Raw genomic sequence first — 19821 nt, 5'->3', positions numbered from 1 at the left:
CGAGGAACACCCATGAGTCTGTCCGGCCCTAACCGCACCCCCGCCGACTGCGAACCGACCTACGCCGAAATTCAGCAGATCCAGCTGGACCGTTTGCAACGTGTGCGCAACGAACTGAAAAAACGCGACTACGCTGCGTGCGTGCTGTTCGATCCGACCCACATGCGCTACGCCACCGGCTCGCGCAACATGCAGGTGTACTCGGCGCGCAACCCGGCACGTTACGCCTTCATCCCGGCAGAAGGCCCGGTGGTGGTCTTCGAATTCGGCGGCTGCCTGCACCTGGCCGAACAGCTCAACACCGTCGATGAAGTGCGCCCGGCCAAGGCCATCTCCTATTACTTCTGCGACAGCTTCCTGAATAACGTCACCGCCGAATGGGCCGCTGAAATCGGTGAACTGGTGCGCCAGCACGGCGGCGGCAACAAACGCGTCGCCATCGAAAGCGCGACCTCAGCCGCTGCGTTCGAACTGCAAAAACTCGGCTACCAGATATTCGATGCCCAGGAACCGCTGGAGCGCGCGCGCTGCATCAAGGTGCCTAACGAGCTGAAGATGATCCGCGCCAGCCTGCGTGCCACCGAGGCCGGCGTGCGCTTGATGGAAAGCAAGCTGGTGCCGGGCATCAGCGAAAACGAACTGTGGTCGCACTTGCACCAGCACGTGATCGCTACCGACGGCGACTACGTCGAAACCCGCCTGCTGTCCTCCGGCCCGCGCACCAATCCGTGGTTCCAGGAGTGCAGCACCCGGCCCATCGAAGCCGGTGACCTGGTGGCGCTGGACACCGATGTGGTTGGTCGTTTCGGCTATTACGCGGACTTTTCCCGGACCTTCCTCTGCGGCGAGCAAGCCGCCACCGCCAAGCAACAGGAGCTGTACAAACTGGCCTACGAACAAGTGCAGACCAACATGGAAATGCTCAAGGCCGGCCGCAGCTTCAAGGAATACGCCGAGCTGGCCTGGAGAATCCCGGACAACTACAAGGCCAACCGCTATTTCGCCCTCGCCCACGGGGTTGGCATGACCGGTGAATACCCGTACGTGGTGCACCGCGAAGACATTGATGCACTGGGTTACGACGGGATGTTCGAAGCCGGCATGACCATCTGCGTGGAAAGCTACATCGGCCACGATGCGGGCGGCGAAGGGGTCAAGCTCGAAGAGCAGATTTACATCCACGAAAACGGCATTGAGTTGCTCTCGGACTATCCGTTCGATCCGCGCCTGATGCCACGCTGAGTTGCCCCGGACGGCGCCGTAACCTCCTTCGACACTGTCCGGTTTTCCCCTTGTTCCCACCAGGAACAAGGGGCGTTTGCGGCCACCGCGCAGTGTTTCGTACCCGCGCCTTCCTCCGTCCGGCCTGTCTAGCTCAAGCGGCAGCCTTCCTTACGGTCAGTAACATGCATTTATCGAACGTTTCAGCGTTGAATTTATCGTTTGTCGATCGTTGCCCAGATGACAAAACTGCGGGCATCTCTAATAAAAACAACATGAGAGCAGCCCTATGTCATACCCAGCCTCCGTCCTTCTGATCTCGTTGCGCCTTGCCCTACTGCCGGCTTCACGCCTGTCACGCCTGCGCCTTCGCGCTGCCGGCCACTGACAGTCTCGGTTCATCGAACCGACCGCGTCTGCCGCTCGCCCCATGTGCGGCCAGTCGAAAAACGCACTTTTGCACGTTATCGGAGAGGCATATGAAAGACTTAATGACACTGGACGGCACTCTGCCGCATCCAGCGGTGAACGACCTGTGCACCCAAGTCAAAAGTGGCGAGATCAATCGTCGCCAATTCCTGCGCACCGCCGCACTGCTGGGTATCACCGCCGCCAGTGCGAACACTTTCCTCGGTTCCGCGCTGCTCGGTAATTCGGCTCATGCCGCTGACGCGGTAACGCCGCGTCAGGGCGGCAGCCTGAGGTTTGCCTGTGCTATCCAGGAAATCCAGGACCCGATGCTGATCACCTGGATCGAAGCCTCGAACCTGCTGCGCAACAGTCTCGAATTCCTGACCTGGGTCGATGCCGACAACATCACTCACCCGTACCTGGCCGAGAGCTGGAGCCCGTCCGAGGACCTGAAAACCTGGACCTTCAACCTGCGCCAAAACGTGAAGTGGAGCAACGGCGACACCTTCAACGTCGAGGACGTGCAGCACAATATCGAGCGCTGGATTGCCGCCGATTCCAAGTCGGTCAACCGCACCGCGTTCCAGGACATTACCGCGTTCGAAAAAGTCAGTGACTTCCAGTTCCGCCTGGTACTCAAGCGACCGATGCTGGCGATCCCGGAAATGCTCAACGCCTTCACTTGCGCCATCGTGCACCGCAGCTTCAAGGCCGGTGACGACTGGGCGAAAAATCCGCTGGGTACCGGGCCGTTCAAACTGATGTCGTTCGCGGTCAACAAGCACGCGACCTTCGCCAAGCGTGCCGATTACTGGCGCACACCAGCAAACCTCGACGAGTTGCGCTACGTCGACATGGGCACCGATATTTCCACCCATCTCGCAGCGTTGCAGGCCGGGCAAGTGGACGTGCTGTACCGGGTGACCGTGGCCGAACTCGACCTGGCCAAACGCTTGCCCGGCGCGCAACTGCTGACCTGTAAATCGGCGCAAACAATCGTCATGCGCATGGCCTGCGACCAGAAGCCGTTTGACGACCTGCGCATCCGCAAAGCAGTAGCGCTCTGCGCCGACAACGCGCAGATGCTGAAAATCGCCTATCGCGGCATGGGCACCCTGGGCGAAGATCATCACGTCGCGCCGTCCCACCCGGAATACTTCCCGCGGCCCAAACGTGCGCGGGACGTGGCGGGTGCGAAGAAACTGCTCGCCGAAGCCGGCCACCCGAACGGCATAGACATCGACCTGATCGTCGGCAACACCCAGGGCCGCTACGAACAGGATTGCGCGCAGATCCTCCAGCAAAACTGCGCCGAGGCCGGCATCCGCATCAACCTCAAAGTGATCCCCGCGACGCAATACTGGCCGATCTGGGATAAGGCCGCGTTCAGCCTCACCTACTGGGCACACCGCCCACTTGGTGTGATGTCGCTGGAACTGGCCTACCGCAGCGGCGCGGCCTGGAATGAAAGCCACTACAGCGACCCGGCGTTCGACGCAGCGCTGGACAAAGCCATGGGCATCATCGACCCGAAACAACGGGCAGCAGCGATGCAAAGCGTCGAGCAGATCCTGCAAGACGCCTGCGTCATGGTCCAGCCGTTCTGGGGCGATAAATTCACCGCCGCGAGCAAGAAAGTCCAGGGCTTTGAGGTTCACCCGTCGGACTTCTACCCAATGGATCAAGTCTGGTTGAGCGCCTGATTCAAGCGCCCCGAACGAGCCCGCCCACTCAGCTGCGGTGGGCCGCCATCCCTTGATTAGCCGGAGCGTGCTAGCATGGCTGAATTTTTATTGCGCAAGTTATTGGCGCTGGCGGCAACCTTGCTGTCGGTGTCAGTGATCGTGTTCCTGGCCCTGGAACTGAATATCGAAGACGTCGCAATCAACGTCCTCGGCCCCTATTCCGCCGCCGACCAGCGCGCTGCTTGGCTGGTGGAACACGGTTACAACCAACCCTTCGTCTGGCGCTACCTGGTGTGGCTGAAGGACTTTCTCAGCGGCGACTGGGGCACCTCGGTGCATTTTCGCGAACCGGTAATTGATCTGCTGCTGCCGAACCTCGGGCAAACGTTGATCCTCGCCGGGTTGGCGTTGGCGGTCATGGTGCCGGTGGCGTTGACCCTCGGCATTCTGGCCGGGATTCGCCAGGGCTCGGCGGTGGATCGACTGGTGTCGTTTCTGTCGATCGTCACCACTTCGATCCCGGACTTCGCCAGCGCGGTGTTTGTCTCAGCGATCTTCGTGTTCTGGCTCAACTGGCTGCCAGGTGTGAGCAGCATGAGCGACGGTTTCAATGCGGTAGAGTTGGCGTTGCCGCTGATGGTGCTGTGCCTCTTCGGCATCGGCTATCTGGCGCGCATCACCCGGGCCTCGATGGTCGAGGTGATGCAGGCGCCGTACATCCGCACCGCCCGCCTCAAAGGCGCGTCGACCTCACGCATCGTGTTGCGCCATGCGCTGCGTAACGTACTGATCGCGCCAATCACCGTGATCATGTTGTACATCCCGTGGCTGCTGTCGAACGTGATCGTGGTCGAGGTGTTCTTCGCCTACAAAGGCTTCGGCTCGCTGCTCTACACCGCATCGCTGAACCATGACGTCTACCTGATCGAAGCCTGCGCAATGATCAGCGGCATCGTCGTCGGCGCGACCAAAATCTTCTCTGACCTGGCCTATACCTGGCTCAACCCGCGCATAACGTTGCGCAGTCTTGGCGGAGGTGGCCAATGAATTTCCTCAATTCGTTCAAACATCCCCTTGCGTTACTTGGTTTGCTGCTGGTGGGCGGCTGGGTGCTGATGGCGCTGTTTGCGCCGTGGCTGGCGCCCCACGACCCGTTGGAAAGCTTCACCCCGCTGCTGACGCCGATGACGCCGGATGGCAACGGGATGCACTTTCTGCTCGGCACCGACATGATCGGCCGGGACATTCTCTCGCGGCTGATCTGGGGCACGCGTACCGTGTTGTTCTGGTCGATTCTGGCAACACTGACCGCATTCGCCGTGGGCATCGCCATGGGCCTGTGCGCCGGCTACTTCAATGGCTGGGTCGATGCGCTGCTGTCCTATGTCGCCGACACGGTGTTGTCGTTCCCGGTGCTGGTGTTGTACATCGTGATCATCATCGCCCTCGGCGCGTCGGCGCTGAACATTCTGATTGCGGTGACCTTCACCAGCGCTCCGGCGATCTTCCGGATCATGCGCGCACTGACCATCGACATCCGCTCGCGGGACTACGTGCTCAGCGCCATCACCCAAGGCGAAGGATCACTGCGGATCATGCTGGTGGAAATACTGCCCAATTGCGGCGGCCCGTTGATCGTCGATTTCTGCCTGCGTATCGGCTACACCGCGATCATGATCGGCGCCCTTGGCTTCCTCGGCCTCGGCCTGCCACCGCCGACCCCGGACTGGGGCGGCATGATCAACGAAGGCCGCAGCATGGCCATCGCCTTCCCGCACTTGGTGATCTTCCCGTGCATTGCCATCTCCACCCTGATGCTGGGCCTGAGCCTGTTGGCGGACGGTCTGGACGAACACGCCCAAAAAGGCGCAAGGAGTTGAGCATGAGTCATCAACAAGTATTGAGAGTGGAAAACCTTTCCATCGAACTGCCCGCCGGCGCCGATCGTAGCCACGCCGTCAAGGGTATCAGCCTGGATGTACGCAAGGGCGAAATTCTCTGCGTGATCGGCGAGTCCGGCTCCGGCAAATCGGTGCTCTCGGCCGCGATCATGGGCGATTACGCCAAAGGCCTGCGCCACAGTGAAGGTGTGATCGATTTCCTCGGCGACGATATCTGCCGCATGGACGAAAACGCTCTGCGCACGCTGCGCGGCAACCGCATTGCGATGATTTTCCAAGAGCCCATGGCAGCGCTGAATCCGGCGATTCGCATTGGTCAGCAGGTCGAAGAAATCTTCGACATTCATGCGCCGCAGATGCCCGCTACGGAGCGCCGCGAACGTATGCTCGCCCTGCTCGACTCGACTCAATTGCCCGATCCACCACGGATTGCCAACAGCTTCGCGCATCAACTCTCGGGCGGCCAATGCCAACGGGTGGTGATAGCCATGGCGCTGGCGATGAACCCTGATTTGCTGATTGCCGACGAACCGACGACGGCGCTGGATGTGACCACACAGGCCCAAGTGCTGAAACTGGTCCGCGACCTGCGCGGTCGAGGTCAGCACGGCATCCTGTTCATCACCCACGACTTCGGCGTGGTGGCGGAAATCGCTGACCGCATCGCCGTGATGGAGGGGGGTGTACTGGTGGAAATCGGTGAACGCGATCAAGTACTCAACTCGCCAAGACACCCGTACACCCGCAAATTGATTGCCGCTGTTCCGGCCCTGCACCCAGAGTTGCACGCGCCGTGCGCCGATGGTGAGTTGGCGTTGCGCATTGAGCACTTGACCAAGACCTACAACGTCGGCGGCCGCTTGGTCCCGGCGCTCAAGGATGTCTCGCTGCAACTGCCACGGGGCAAGACACTGGCGATTGTGGGCGAGTCCGGCTCGGGCAAAAGCACCTTGGTCAAAGCTGCAATTCGGCTGGTGGAAAGCGACAGCGGCCATGTCTGGGTGGGTGACACGGATTTCCTGGCATTGCGCGGTTCCGCGCTGGCGGCCAATCGGCGGCGGATTCAGATGATTTTCCAGGACCCATACGGCTCGCTCAATCCACGGCACCGGGTCGGCGACATCATCGCCCGCGCCGCGCAATTGCGCGGGTTGTCGGCCAAGGATGCGTGGACCGAGGCCGGTGATTTGCTGGAACAGGTCGGGCTCAAGCGTGATGCCCTCAAGCGCAAGCCCCGGCAGTTCTCCGGCGGCCAGCGTCAGCGCATCGGCATCGCCCGGGCCCTCGCGATGCGCCCGGAAGTGCTGATTGCGGATGAAAGCGTATCGGCGCTGGATGTTTCGGTGCAAAAACAGGTACTGGAGCTGCTCGCTGAGCTGCAACAGCGCCTCAACCTAAGCATCTTGTTCATCACCCACGACCTGCGCGTGGCGGCGCAAATCAGTGACTACATCGCGGTGATGCGCCAGGGCGAAGTGGTGGAGTACGGCACGGCGGAACAGGTGCTGCTGCGGCCGCAAAACGCCTACACCCAGACCTTGCTGGCTGCTGCCCCCGGCGCTTCGGCGATTCCGGTGGCGCCTGTTGCCGAACCCGCGCTGAGGCTGATCCGACCGCAAGCCAACTGAGTTAACAAGCCTTTTTCCCAGGTAGCAGCGTTCGCTGCGCCATGGGCTGCTGTTGCCAACGATAACTAAAAAACCAGGAGTACACTGTGCGCACGACTACCCATATTGCGGTTCGTTCCATCGCTCTCATTCCGCTGCTCGGCGCCTTCGCGGCCCCGGCCATGGCAGTGCAGGTTACCGACAACCTTGACCTCGGCGGTGCCATTCGGGCGCGCTGGGACTACGATCCGGACCGCGACATCCAGAAGTTTGGCCTGGACACGGTGTTCCTCAGTGCCAAGTATAACTCTGACACCTGGATCGGCGAGGCCCAGTACCGCTTCTACGGACGTTCCTATCCTTACCAGTACACCAAGAACTACGGTGATATCCAGTTCGCCAAGTTCGCCTGGGTCGGTTACAAGTTTAATTCCGACCAGCAAGTGCAGGTAGGCCTGAATACCGTGCCGTTCGGGTTGCAGCCGTACTTCGGCAGCACCTTTTACGAAACCCTGGGCAACGTCATCGGCCTGGAAGATGTGCAACAAGTCGGCGCCAAGTACATCCAGCAAAGTGGCGACTGGAACATCCAGGCCGGCTACTACCTGCGCCCGGCGTGGCAAGGCAAAGGCACCAGCAAAGGGGTAACGTATTCCAGCGTGGTGTCCGGGGCCGACAGCTACGTGGGCGACGGGAGCGACAACCAGGAACGCAATAGGGTGGTGCTGCGCGTGGCCAAGGACCTGGACCTGGGGGCGTGGAAATCCGAAATCGGCCTCTCCGGCCTGACCTCGACCCTGGAGAACAAGGACACCGATAACGATGGCCGCCGCAACGCGGTGGCCGTGCACTACCTCGGCAAGAACGGCCCATGGGGCGTGCAACTGCAAGCGGCGCGGCAACAAATGTCGCCGCGTAACCGTGGCAGCGATGAAGTCGTCACACTTGGCGGGTACGACGGCACCTACAACGTCGCCAGTCGCGGCAACTTGTACGTCGCCGACCTGAGCTATGACGTCGCCGGCAAATACCTGTTCGACCAGATCAGCGGTGTGAAGCTGTACGCCAACTACAGCGCCTTCGATAAATCCGCCGACGCGTTCAAGACCTCGCAACGGCTGATTCTGGGCACTTCGTTTTCGTTCAGCAAACTGTGGATCGCGACGGAATGGCTGTACGGCAAAAATGACCCGTACATTGGTGGCAGCAGTTACACCCAAAGCTTGGCGTCTGGTGGGACTAACCAGTGGGAGAATCAGCTGTACATGAACATTGGGTATTACTTCTGAGCCGGACTGTTTGGCATTTCTGAAGGCCTCCTCGCGTGCAAGCCCGCGCCCACAGGTTCAGTGCATAACCTGTGGGAGCGGGCTTGCTGGCGAAGACTTTAACCCAAACACCACTTGCATCAGCCTCTCGGAAAGGAGTCAGATACGCCGTACAGAATATTCACCAAAAACAATAAACCTGCCCGCGCACTACTGCGTCGAAGGCCGGTATGGAGTCATCCTATTCATGCGTCAACTGCCCTCGCTCAACATGCTGCGCATTTTTGAAGAAGTCGCGCGGCATCGCAGTTTCAGCCAGGCGGCTTTGGGGTTGAACGTCACCCAAGGCGCGGTCAGCCGTCAGATCAAGCAGCTTGAAGATTATCTCGGCGTGGCGCTTTTTATCCGCACACCCCAAGGTCTGTCGCTAACCCAAACCGGCCTTGCCCTCTCCCCCCAATTGAGCGATGCCTTCGACCACGTCGAACGCGCCCTGCAAGCAGTGCGCGTGCCGAACCTGCGCCAACGCCTGCGTATCGTCGCACCACCGACCTGGGCCACGCGCTGGTTGTCGGCGCACTTGCGCGCATTCTGTCAACGCTACCCGGACATCGGCCTCAGCGTGACCCACCAGAACGGCAACGACAGCCTCGCGGAAATCGACTGCCACATCCGCTTCGGCCTTGAAGCGGCCAACCATTGCAGCAGTCAGTTGCTGGTAATGGAGCGGCACATGGCAGTGGCCAGCCCGGAGTTGTTCGTCAATGGCCAGCCGCCGGATCTGCGGCAGTTTCCGCTATTGCACATACTGCATGACGGCAAACGCTTGAAGGTGTGGGAGAACTGGTTGGCGGCGATGGGCCGCGAGGATATCGATGCCGCGCAAGGGCTGGAGTTCAGCACGCTGGACCAGGTGATCCACACGGCACTGGCCGGTGGTGGGCTGGCGGTGATTGACCGACAGATGATTGAAAAGGAACTGGCCAATGGCAGCCTGTTGCCGATCACTGCTGTGGAAGTGGTCGGGCCTTACGGATATTGGCTGGATGTGGCGAATGAGAAACGGGGGCTGTCGAAAGTGCAGTTGTTTACTGATTGGTTGGGATTGGTCAGCAATCCCTGAAACACCGACATCCAAATGTGAGAGCGGGCTTGCTCGCTCCCACATTGGGCTTGTGGCGGGTTTTAGATTGGGGCTGCGACCTTTGTGGCAGCGGGTGCCGCGTTCTCCATCGGACCCTGCGCCTTGCACGCCTGGCTCAGTGTCAGGAATTTGGTTTCCGGTGCCCAGGCCCAGGAAATGATCGCGCCCAGTGCGAGAATCGACGCCAGGATGCCCATGGTTGGGCTCAAGCCGATACCCGCCACACTTACCGGCAACAGGAACGTGCTGATTGCAGAGCCCAAGCGACTGACCGCCGTTGCCAGGCCAATCCCGCTGGCCCGCACTTCGGTCGGAAAGCTTTCGGCCGGGAACACGCCCACCAGGTTGCTCACCGCTGACAACACCAGCGTGAACACGCCGAACACCAGTACCAGCAGGAATGGCGCGCTGCCGGGCAGAGCTGCCAGCAGGAACAAGGCCACCGCCAGGATGATGAATGAATTGATCAGAAAGCCTCGCCGCGAGAACTTCACAGTGCACCAGATGCCGATCAATGCGCCGAGGATCAGCAGCATGTTCAACATCAATTCAGTGCCAAAGCCCTCCGCCAAGCCCAGCTTCTGCAGAATCGACGGCAGAAACGTGTAGATCGCAAAATACGGCATCACGATGCAGACGAAGAACAGGCAGTTGAACGCGGTGCGCTTGCGGTATTCGCGACTGAATAGCACCGCGTAGCCGGAACGGGTTTCGGTGCAGCGGGTTTCATCGAGTTCGATATTATCGCCCAGGTGTTTTTTGACAATTGCCCGTGCTTCGGCAATCCGCCCCTGATTGACCAACCAGCGGGGTGACTCGGGCGTACCGATCCGCGCGATCAGAATTAACCCTGCCGGAATGGCTGAAGAGGCCAGCATCCAGCGCCAGGCGTCATCGCCGAGATGGAGCATGGCGGTGCCGACGAAGGTCGCGGCAACATAGCCAAAAGTCCAGATAACGCTGAATGAACCCAGCAACACGCCCCGGTGTTTTTTGGGCGAGAATTCGGCGAGCATTGCGTGGCCGACGCTGAAGTCGCCGCCCAGTCCGATGCCGATTATCACCCGACAGAGGAATAACTGCATCGCCGTTTCGGCGTAGAACTGCATGACCGAAGCAAGGGTGATCAGGACAAAACTGACCAGGAAGATTTTCTGCCGCCCGACCTTGTCGGAAATCCAGCCGAAGAACAGGCTGCCAAGAAACAGGCCAATCAGTGCCGAAGCACCGATCAGTCCTTGCCAGAAGGCATCTAGCTGCATCTGCGGGCTGAGTAGTGTGAAGGCAATACCGATCAGGCCCAGGATATAGCCGTCGGTGAAATGTGCGCCGAACGTCAGACCGGCGATTTTAAGGTGGAAGCGCCCGATGGGCAGGTCATCAATCTTTATCGATTGGGCGGACATGTTCGTCTCCAGTTGTTGTTATTGAAGGAGAAAAGAAATCGATAGCGCTTGAACCTGTGGGGCGAGCTTGCTCACTCCCACAGGCGTTACGGTTGAGTTAGAGGCCGCCCATCAACAGGTATTTGATTTCCAGATAGTCTTCCAGACCGTACTTGGAGCCTTCGCGACCCAGGCCCGACTCCTTGATGCCGCCAAACGGCGCGACTTCCGTGGAGATGATGCCTTCGTTGATCCCGACCATGCCGGCTTCCAGGCCTTCGGCCATGCGCCAGACGCGGCCGATGTCGCGGCTGTAGAAGTACGCCGACAGTCCGTAGGGCGTGTCATTGGCCCGTTGCAATACTTCAGCTTCGTCCTTGAAGCGGAAACACGCGGCTACCGGGCCAAAGGTTTCATCCTGGGCGATCAGCATGTCACTGTTGGCGTCGGTGAGGATGGTAGGCTCGTAGAACGTACCGCCCAGCGCATGACGACGACCGCCGCACAACAGCGTGGCGCCCTTCTCCAAGGCGTCACTCACGTGCAACTCAACCTTGGCCAACGCCGCCGCGTTGATCAGCGGACCTTGCTCGGTTTCACCGTCCAGCGCACTGCCGACGCGCATCGCGGCGACCGCTTCGGCGAGTTTTCCGGTGAACGCTTCGTAAACGCCGTCCTGGATGAAGAAACGATTCACGCAGACGCAGGTCTGGCCGGTGTTGCGGAATTTCGAGGCCATCGCACCTTTGACCGCAGCGTCCAGATCCGCATCGTCGAACACAATGAATGGCGCGTTGCCGCCCAATTCCAGCGAGACTTTTTTCAGCGTATCCGCCGCTTGGCGCATCAGCAGCTTGCCGGTACGTGTCGAGCCGGTAAACGACAGTTTGCGCACGATGCCGGACGCTTGCAGTGCCCCGCCAATTGCCACGGCGTCGCCGGAAACCACGTTGAACACCCCGGCCGGAATCCCCGCTTGCTCGGCCAGCACGGCCAGGGCGAAGGCTGACAACGGCGTCTCCTCCGACGGTTTGAGAATCATTGTGCAACCCGCCGCCAGCGCTGGACCCACCTTGCGCGTGACCATTGCCAGCGGGAAGTTCCAAGGGGTGATCGCCGCAACCACGCCGATGGCTTCCTTGACCACAAGGATCCGCGCATCAGCCTTATGGCTCGGGATTATGTCGCCGTAAGCGCGCTTGGCCTCTTCGGCGAACCATTCCAGAAAGCTTGCGGCGTAGACCACTTCGCCCATGGCTTCGGCGAGCGGTTTGCCCTGCTCGCGGCTGAGCAACGTGGCCAGGTCTTGCTGGTTGCTCAGCATCAGTTCGCTCCAACGCTTGAGGCGCTGGCTGCGTTCTTTGGCGGTCAATTTTCGCCAGGCCGGCAAGGCACCATTAGCTGCGGCGATGGCGAGGTTGGTTTCCTCGGCGCCGGCTTTTTGCACCTCAGCGATCATTTCGCCATTGGCCGGGTTCAACACCGGATAGGTCGCGCCCCCGCTCGACCATTGGCCGTCGATGAAATTACCGTTACGGATCAACGAACTCATGCCACAGCCTCATTCAGAGTAAAGCGTTCCAGACCCGGACGGGCTGAGCGCAGGATGCGTTTGCCGGCGGTGTAATCGTTGATCACGTCGCACGGGGTGTAGTTGCGTTCCAACTCATGCAGTTCTTCGGCGTCGAGCCTGGTTTCCAAGGCTGCCAAGGCGCTGTCGAACTGCGCGGTGGTGTCGGCGCCGACCAGCATGCAATCGACGCCCGGATGATTGGCAACCCAGGCTTGAGCGATTTGCGCGTTCGATACCCCACGGGCGCGGGCCACGCGCTGCACCGAATGAGCGATCTCGAACGATGCCTCGTCGCTGTACATCTGCTGTGTGAAGAAGTCGGTCTGGCTGCGGGTCGATTGCGCGTCCCCGGTGAGCAAGCCGCGAGCCAGCGGGCTGAACACCGAGACACCCAGGCCCTGATCACGACAGAAAGGAATCATTTCGCGCTCTTCTTCGCGGTAGGCGCAGTTCAGTTGCAGCTGCATGTTGATCGGCTTGACCCAGCCGTTGCGTTCGCAAGCCATGAGGATCTTCGCCAACTGCCCGGTGAGCATGGTCGACACACCGATGTAGCGAGCCTTGCCGGAGCGCACAATGTCGTTCATCGCGCTCATGGTTTCTTCAACCGGGGTATTCAGGTCGAAGTAATGCAGCATGAACACATCGACGTAATCCATGTTCAAACGCTTCAGCGAGGCGTCGATGCTGTCCATGATGTGCTTGCGCGAATGACCGCTGGCGTTGATGCCGTTGCGGGTGCCGTAGCCGACCTTGGTGGTGATGACCAAGTCTTCACGACGGGCCAGACGCTTAACGATGCGCCCGACCACTTCTTCACCGACACCCGCGGAATAGAAGTCTGCCAGGTCAATGAAATTCACCCCGTTATCGAGGGCATGGGCGACGATCGGCTCGCTTTGCTTTTCATCGAAGATCCACGGTTTCCAGACCGGAGTGCCCATGTTCATGGTGCCCAGGCACAGGCGGGAGACTTGCAGGCCGGAGTTGCCCAAACGGATGTATTGCATGGCTCAGACCTCAGGCTTTCGGGGTGTAGAAAGGATTGCTGATGTGAGCGACCACATCCGCCAGTTGCGCGGTTTGCGGTTTGCCGGTCAGGGCGGCGCGGATCGCGGTGCGGCAGGCGTTGTAGTTATTCAGGTACACCGCATCCAGATCATCGCAGGCCGGGTTGACCCAGTTGGCGGTGACAATCGCCCACTCGTCTTCGGCTTCCGGCGGCAAGGTGCCGTCCAGCAGCGCTTCCAGTACGGCCTTGGCGATCCCGGCCTGGGACGCGCCCCAGGTGGCGTTGCCGTGCAAGTCGCTGCTGATAGCGGCTTTGTTGACGTAAAGGGTCATCGGCTTGACCGGAATGTTCGGTTGGGCGATCACCATAAAAGGGCAATGCCCCTGGCTCGGCGACGCCAAACTGTTGGCAAACGCCTGCCCCGCCGGCCCATTGCGCGGGCCGATCAGGATGTTGATGTGTGCGGCATTCACGCCAGGACCTTCGAAACCTTCACCGATATACAGGTCGAGTTCTTTCATGAGTCTTTACTCTTTTTGGATTTATTTTGGGTGATCAAAAGCGCACGCGGATCTTGAAGATCGCGTGGCAAACATCAGGGTATGGAGAGCGCAACACGAGGCTGGCGGAGACGCGGCAGTGGGGCTTAGTCATGATTGCAAACGCTCTTTTTGTTATTGATGAGCTGTGTTTGCGATTTTTTAACATCGGGGCCCGGAGGGGCTGAAACTATTAATAGTCATGGGGATATGAGTTCTCCTCATACCCCAAAAAACCGGCACGGTGCCGAAATACAATTGTTCCTCGACCAGCCCTGCAGGGTAGAGCGCGATTTCGCATTTATCCTACGCGTCAGGGGGAAAAATTGGGGGCAAATCTTAATTTGGCCGACCTTGAATCACTGCCCTAGGCACAAAGGAATTTAATCATGATGTATTCAAAGATGGTCTGAGGTTGATTTTTGAAGAGTGTGGATGCGCGGAGCACTATCAATACTATGAGTAATTAAATCCGACATGAGACGGGCATTCGTAATGTGAAGAGTGCTTCGTCTCATCGATTATTAGCGCAACTCTCTCTTCGCCAGGGCGTTATTGCTGGAAATCCAATAGGTATAACGTGTTGAATAATCGTCAGCATAGAGTACGCTAAATACCTCCTCGCCTGCCGGGTCAAGCCGGTACTCCAACAATCCAGAAATCCCCATAGGCTCGTTATCAAGGCACGAAATCCGCGTAACACTTGGCTTACCCGTACACCGGTCAGGCTCTCACATCGGCCGCGCAGGAATAATGCAGTAATGCGCAAAACATTTGCTATTACAAATACGACAATTTCACCGCAACTATTTCCAGGCGGGCATTGTAAGTACGGCATGTAATTTGGTGTCTTGGCTCCAACCACAGCTCCAACAGCATCGACAGTAGCACTATTAGCTAAACTACTGCTCGGGTAGATTAGCTTCAAGTTATTGTATCGTTCATTACGACCCGGCCAGCAATTCTCGGCACGATTAGCTCCCACTCTTGAGAACGATGAAAAGCTCGAAACGACTCTTCACACCGATCAGAATACCGAACCAAAACAGCTGCCACTTCACATTCCTCAATTTCAAGGTCTAGGCTGAAAGATTTTGCTGTGCGGCCAATAACCTGACCGTTGGCGTCCTGAATCAGATATCTATCTTCATGAGCTTTAAACGAAAGCATGTCGCCAGGTTCAAGCGATGCCAATGCCATGTGTATAGATGCCGTAGGATTCTGACGCCCAGCATAATCAAGATCAATGTCCTTCAAAGAGAGCTGTAGGTAACGCTTCTCCAGCTCCGCAAGGTATTCTCCTTGGAAGGTTCGCCCCATGACCTCTTCCGGAAGTTGGCTGCAGAAAGGATTGCCTTCTAGGTATTCACACAAGGTCAAAGTCTGCTCGGCGCGAGTCATGCCCACGTAGTAGAGTCGACGCTCATCGCTAAGCGTTTCGGGCTGCGTGGACCAGCCGCCGTCAAGCACGACTACGTGGCGGAACTCCAGGCCTTTGGCAGAGTGTACAGTGCCCAGATAGAGGCCCTTTGCGGGTTGCTGACGCAGCTCCCGGAAATAGTCATAGAGCCAATCAAGCAGGATCTCAGCACTTAGCGGACATTGTCCGAGCTCAGCTGTTAGCTGATCAAAGGCGACGAGCAACATGTCGTACCATTCTGGCCCGAGCGGCGTCTTACCTAGATATGTCCATATCTCGGAGGCACTCAGCGGTTCGGTAATCTCTCTGAGTATTTCAACAGCCTGCACGAAGCCACGTTGAGCGGTGAGAGGTAAGACACCTTCCTTGTCGGCAGCCAAACAATATGGAACGCCGTGAGCTTCGCACCAGGCCTGAAGGGGCAGCAGGTTTTGATGGGTACGGGCTAGCACGGCACACCCTTGCCAATCCTCGCAGTCCAAACTGAGCAGGCGCTGCAACTCTGCCATCGCTGCCTGGGCTTGCAAATTAGCCCGGGCATGGCCCTGAGCGTCTATTCTGAGACGAAGCACGCGCCCCGCCCGCTCAATGTCGAGGGCTTCCCAGTCACCGCCTTTCGGCATTACACGACGAACAGTATCAATTTGAATCGGGTGGTCCTTTTTGAGGCGATCTGGGTTACGACCAATAACCCGGTTAGCCGCATCTATGATGTAGCCGCTGGAACGGTAGTTGTCGACCAGCTAGTTCTTTGTAGCCGAGTACTCTTCGCGAAAGCGCTCTATATAGCGGTTATTCGTATCCCGCCAGGCGTAGATATTCTGATCATCGTCACCGACTGCCAAAATGCACAAGCGCCCTTCTTCTTCAGACTTACGCCCGGCCAATGCACTTACGAGCCGATACTGTAGGTCATCAATGTCTTGGTATTCATCTACGAGGATGTAGCGGTAGCCTCGCATCAATTGCTCGCGCAGATCGTCTTCCCCTTCTACCTGGCGCTTGCCTTCAAGCAACTCAACAGCCTCTCCCATCACCTGGGCTAATCGACCTTCTTCAAGCGTTTCACCTCGCTCGAAGCGAGTGCCCGTCAGGCGCATCGCCATGCGATGATACGTCATCACGTTGACCCCGAACGCATCAGGGCCAACCAGCTTGATCAGGCGCTGCTTAATCTCATTTGCTGCGTGACGGTTGAACGTCAAAGCCACGATACAGCGCGCCGGAACACGACGAACTCGCAACAGGTAAGCGATTCGATGCACGATCACACGCGTTTTGCCGGAGCCGGGCCCAGCCAGAATCAAGCGATTCACGTCATCATCATCGGACACGATAATCCGCTGGGCTGCACTAAGCTTCTCAACAATGCTACGCCAAGATTCCTCACTCGTAGCTAGCTTAAGTACTTCCTCGCGATCTACGAAGTAGCGGCGAATGAACTCCTGTTTGGCGAGTGTGAAATAGTGCTGAACGAGATCCCGGGCCTCGCTCATCGAGCCAAGCCCAACCTCGGCATACTCGCGCATGACGTGAACCTGAATACGTTTTTCTCGGTAGTGCTCATCAAGACGCTGATAATCATCTTTCAGGAATCCGGTGCGCTTTTCCCCCTCGACTTCAATCGTCATAGCCCGACGCATAACTGTCATGCCGTGGTTCAGCGTAAGCACTTCTTGCTTATGCAGGTACAGCAGTACGTGCTCAACGGCCTTGCGGCGCTGCGACTCTGGGATTCTAGTGCGCAGCTCAAGATCCAGATCAATCAGGCTCATAAGTTCGCCGAACGTAGTGTCCACCAACAGGTCTTTGTTGCGTGAGCCCGGCGGTAATTTGCCAATCAAAAACGTGAGGACCACGGCGGCCAAAGCACGTCGACGCTCTCCCAGCCCTTGAATGGCTCTCCAGTTGTATCCGCCGCGGATGCGCAGTTTGAGGAAATCCTGAGTGATCTGGCGCAGTTCGAAACTGCTGCGCTGTTGGCTATCGCTATCGTGATCTTGGGCCAGGCTGCGCAGCAGTCGCAACACGTGAAGCGGTATCAGGCCCTTGTTACCAGAAGCTGTTTTGAGCGTGGAGGTCAACAGCGGCACGTTCAGGTCCTGCCATTCCCCACTCTCGGCCTCAGGTGCCAGTTCCTGCAGCAGGTCGAACAAGGCAGACTCAAGCTGTAAGGTGGCTTGCAGACGTTGAGTGGAAGGGAACACTACACCATGTCGGATGTATAAGGTCAGCTTAGAGTCGTTAACTAAAAGCCCCAAGTCCTCCATCTGACGCAGTGTCGCAGTGACTTCTTCGGACGTGAGGCTGGTCAGAGCCATCAATGCGTCGGTGTTGATTCGCTCGTCAGCATTAGCCTCGTACAGATAACTCAAAATGGCCCTGAATTCTTCGAGCCGCCTGGCCGATAACTTAGCGGTGACCAGACGCTTATCGGCCTCCTCCTTAGTCAGCTTCAGGCTTGCCGGGAAGATTTGGGTCTGGTTCTCCTCCCGTTTTAAAAACTGCCCTCGCTCAAGCCAGGACACTGCCGTGACCACTTTTGTTTCAGCGTCACGTTCTCCGGCTTCAAAGCTAGTATCAACATGCTCATCCATCAGCACCTCACCGGCCGTGATGACGAGCCTGCTACCCTTGCGTCGGTCGCTCTCCTTGCGCAATTTGCGCAGGATTTGCTGGATATCACGCAAGGTCAGTTTCGAACCTTCGCACATCCCGAACTGGTTCTCGATGTCCTGAGCGTCATACAGTAGCACGCACCGAGCCTGCCCTTGATCGCGACCGGCGCGACCGGCTTCTTGTAAGTAGTTCTCCAGCGACCCCGGAATATCAGCATGTATCACCAGACGAATATCGGGTTTGTCGACGCCCATGCCAAAAGCGTTGGTGGCCACGATAATCTTCAGTTCCCCGCCCTTGAAGGCGTCCTGAATATCTTTCTTTTCATGTGGCTCCAGCCCGGCGTGGAAGTACTTGCAAGACCATCCGTGGCCGATCAAAAAGTCTGCAAGCTCTTCAGCGCCCTTTCGGCTTGAAACGAATATCACCGCCCCCCCCTCGCTGGCGCCTAGCTCTTCCTCAAGTAATGCTTGAGTATGGTGGCGCTTTTCTGACCGAGTACACGGCAGGACCTCAAAGTGCAGATTGGTACGCTCGTGGGTACCGATAAATTGCTCGAAGGTGATGCCCAACTGCTCTTTGAAATGCTGCTCGATGTCCTCAAGCACATCGGGTTTGGCCGTAGCCGTAAAGCAGCCAATCGCCGCAAGCGGACTGTCACCAGTGAACTGCTTGATGAAGCGCGAGACATAGAGGTAATCCGGGCGAAAATCTGCGCCCCATTTGGACAAACAATGCGCCTCATCGAAGATCCAGGCGCCGACCTGACGCTGGGAGATCGCACGGCGAAAAGCCATATTGCGAAACTGCTCGGGGGATACCAGCAGAATGCCCACATCGCCTAATTGGATCTTCTCCAGCACCTCGGCCCGCTCGGGCATGGTCAACAGACCATTCAAAGTTGCAGCGCATTGGACGTTACGAGCAAGCAGGCCGTCGACCTGATCTTTCATCAGCGACTGCAGCGGCGAGATGATGATCGTCAAGCTGCCGTTGCGATGAAAGCGGTTCAGCGCCGGTAACTGGTAGCACAAGGATTTTCCGCCCCCTGTCGCAAGAATCGCGAGCACGTGCTTGCCCTGCATGCCTGCCAGCACCACGTCATGCTGTAAAGAGCGCCCGTCTCGTTCGGTCCGAAAGTCCTGAATGGGAGCGAAGTAGCGCCTGAGCTCGTGGCGAGGATCATGAGTGGTGCTGCAATAGTCGCAGTGGCTTTCTCCGCAGGGAACGTCACGCAGCTCAGAAATCAACTTACCGGTTGCAGGAAATTGGTGGCGCACCCAAGGTGCCAGAACAGAATTGCCGCCCGACACGCGCAGCCACGCTAGCGCATAAGCAAGTGGCCAACGCTGGCTGTCGTCCATGAGGTCGCTTTGCAACAACTGGTTTAGTCGGTTACTGCAAACCTTGGAAGTACGCGTCAACGTTGGGTCAGTTTCCCGAAGTAGCTCTGGGATCAGGTTACGAAGTTCTGCGAGGGATCCAGGCTCCTGACCAGTGATCGAGGTAAAGAACGCGCCTAGGTCGCTATTTGGCATTGGAGCGAGCAGCGCTTGGTAGCAGAGCAGTTCTGATTGGAGCTTAATACTCAGATCTTCGAATGCACGCCGCTGATCATTGAACAGTGTCAAGGTTGAGCGGCAATCGGACAATGGTGAGTTGAGGCCGTCACGAATGAGTTTGTAGTCTTTGACCAGCCGGTGATACGGGTTTTGTGGAAAGGCCAAAGGCGATAGACGTAGGGTGTCTATCACCGGTAGCTGGTGTAATACCAGATGCGCAGCTTGCTCTCGAAGTATGGGTAAGTCATGGCCGATAACGTTATGACCAAGTACAAAGCTAGCGCCCTGCGCTAAGCGATCAAGGGCCTCAAGCACTGCAGGCAAGTCCTTGTTGACCTTATGCTCAAGCTCCTCCTCCGTATCGGGACGCATCGCACCAACCATGAATATGCGGTCAGTTTGATTGGGTTTGCCGGGGACGACTTCCAGGTCAAAAATCAGGCTTTTAGGTTGATTCGGTAAAACCATTTGAAC

11 protein-coding genes and 1 pseudogene are annotated in these 19821 nt (G+C 58.1%); 7 read left to right on the top strand and 5 right to left on the bottom strand.

Features of this window, described 5'->3' with window-relative positions; all coding sequences use genetic code 11:
• Positions 1-12: 12 nt before the first annotated feature.
• The 7 genes from V8689_RS14010 (at position 13) to V8689_RS13980 (ending at position 9216) form a co-directional block, all read left to right on the top strand.
• Positions 13-1242, top strand: a complete 1230-nt coding sequence (locus V8689_RS14010) for a M24 family metallopeptidase (RefSeq protein ID WP_056785579.1) — start codon at positions 13-15, stop codon at positions 1240-1242.
• A gap of 458 nt (positions 1243-1700) precedes the next feature.
• A complete protein-coding gene (locus tag V8689_RS14005; RefSeq protein ID WP_056785582.1) occupies positions 1701-3335 on the top strand; it encodes an ABC transporter substrate-binding protein in 1635 nt (544 codons plus the stop codon).
• Positions 3336-3410: 75 nt separating this feature from the next.
• Entirely contained in the window at positions 3411-4364 is a 954-nt protein-coding gene (locus V8689_RS14000) for an ABC transporter permease (RefSeq protein ID WP_034135584.1), read from the top strand.
• On the top strand, positions 4361-5197 hold the full coding sequence (locus V8689_RS13995) for an ABC transporter permease (protein ID WP_034135583.1): 837 nt from the start codon (positions 4361-4363) through the stop codon (positions 5195-5197). Before V8689_RS14000 ends, V8689_RS13995 begins: the two co-directional genes overlap by 4 nt.
• A 2-nt stretch (positions 5198-5199) precedes the next feature.
• The gene (locus V8689_RS13990; protein ID WP_056785586.1) at positions 5200-6846 is read left to right on the top strand and encodes a dipeptide ABC transporter ATP-binding protein; all 1647 of its coding nucleotides are present in this window, start codon (positions 5200-5202) and stop codon (positions 6844-6846) included.
• A 161-nt stretch (positions 6847-7007) separates the two neighbouring features.
• Positions 7008-8114: a hypothetical protein gene (locus V8689_RS13985; protein WP_434520731.1), complete on the top strand. Its 1107-nt coding sequence runs from the start codon at positions 7008-7010 to the stop codon at positions 8112-8114.
• Positions 8115-8340: 226 nt separating this feature from the next.
• Positions 8341-9216: a LysR substrate-binding domain-containing protein gene (locus V8689_RS13980; RefSeq protein ID WP_056785592.1), complete on the top strand. Its 876-nt coding sequence runs from the start codon at positions 8341-8343 to the stop codon at positions 9214-9216.
• Positions 9217-9278: 62 nt separating this feature from the next.
• On the opposite strand, the gene V8689_RS13975 is transcribed toward V8689_RS13980, so the two are convergent.
• From V8689_RS13975 to V8689_RS13955, 5 genes and pseudogenes are all read right to left on the bottom strand, one after another.
• Complete coding sequence (locus V8689_RS13975; RefSeq protein ID WP_056785595.1) at positions 9279-10643, bottom strand: MFS transporter; 1365 nt, start codon at positions 10641-10643, stop codon at positions 9279-9281.
• A gap of 97 nt (positions 10644-10740) precedes the next feature.
• Positions 10741-12174, bottom strand: a complete 1434-nt coding sequence (locus tag V8689_RS13970; RefSeq protein ID WP_056785599.1) for an NAD-dependent succinate-semialdehyde dehydrogenase — start codon at positions 12172-12174, stop codon at positions 10741-10743.
• Entirely contained in the window at positions 12171-13205 is a 1035-nt protein-coding gene (locus tag V8689_RS13965; RefSeq protein WP_056785601.1) for an aldo/keto reductase, read from the bottom strand. The genes V8689_RS13970 and V8689_RS13965 overlap by 4 nt, the downstream gene beginning before the upstream one ends.
• 10 nt (positions 13206-13215) lie before the next feature.
• Positions 13216-13728, bottom strand: coding sequence for a formaldehyde-activating enzyme (gene fae / locus V8689_RS13960; RefSeq protein WP_056785605.1), 513 nt, complete (start codon positions 13726-13728; stop codon positions 13216-13218).
• Positions 13729-14670: 942 nt separating this feature from the next.
• A pseudogene (locus tag V8689_RS13955) lies at positions 14671-19815 on the bottom strand (RecQ family ATP-dependent DNA helicase).
• Positions 19816-19821: the final 6 nt, after the last annotated feature.

This window comes from Pseudomonas sp. AK181 (assembly GCF_051122975.1).
Classification (GTDB): Bacteria; Pseudomonadota; Gammaproteobacteria; order Pseudomonadales; family Pseudomonadaceae; genus Aquipseudomonas; species Aquipseudomonas lactis.
This window is presented reverse-complemented; position numbering and strand designations above follow the sequence as displayed.